The organism is Saccharicrinis fermentans DSM 9555 = JCM 21142 (assembly GCF_000517085.1).
GTDB lineage: Bacteria > Bacteroidota > Bacteroidia > Bacteroidales > Marinilabiliaceae > Saccharicrinis > Saccharicrinis fermentans.
The window spans coordinates 48027-48878 of sequence record NZ_KI912108.1 but is presented as its reverse complement, the minus strand read 5'-3'; the positions used below and the strand labels follow the sequence as shown (position 1 = coordinate 48878).

Here is an 852-nt window from a genome sequence, read left to right as displayed (position 1 = left end):
TTAACTATCCTAAAGCCATTTATTCTAAAGAACGAATTTATGATGCTAAAGCATGGCTCATTAAAGATTGGGTGTACGAAGACTCTGGAAAAGATATAAAGGATTATCATGAAGGTAATTTGCTATTCTGGGACACAAGTGATGAGAATATTTTTAAAGCATTTGAAGAGTGGGCAACACTATGTTTTTCCTATGGTGAAATGGAAGGCAATATTGAACGTATGATTGCAAAATTCAAACGTAACGAAGGAGGTATTTACGAAGATCCTATATTAACCAATGATATCGCAAATCATAAAGCTACCTTGGAATATTGTTCAAATTTGGAAGACTTTATTGCAGAAAAAATAAAAACAAGTAAAGGGAAATTATCAGATATTATTGAAAAGCAAATTGATAAAAATTATGACGAAAGGGGTTATAGAGGGAAAACAACTGCGAAAGGAACCAAGTTTGCAAAACCAACATTTGGTTCTTTTAAAGATACTATAAAAGGAGAAACGATTGCTTTAAATGATATTTGGGCAACAGAAGTGTATGTATCAGAAGTTCAGTTTGACAATGATAATTATAAAATAAGCTATGAGGTAACCTTATGGGATCATTTTGGACTTGATATTACAGATATTGAAGATATCCCTAATACTATTCCTGTAGCAAAGGAAGCCTTTGCTGCTTGGTTTGCATTACAACACCTAAGAGGATACAAGCCATTTGTTACCAAAATAACCTTCACAAAAGAGTTTGAAGGTAATATAAATAAAGGCAAAATGGAGCGCAATAATAAAAGAGAAGCTTTAAGAGCAGAAGAAACTAAAGAGAAAATTAATAATTTACCTGAATTCAAAAGTT

1 protein-coding gene is annotated in these 852 nt (G+C 31.8%); it reads left to right on the top strand.

Features of this window, described 5'->3' with window-relative positions:
* Positions 1–852: DUF3289 family protein (locus CYTFE_RS32195; protein WP_162150109.1), on the top strand; the 852-nt coding region annotated here is incomplete at both ends.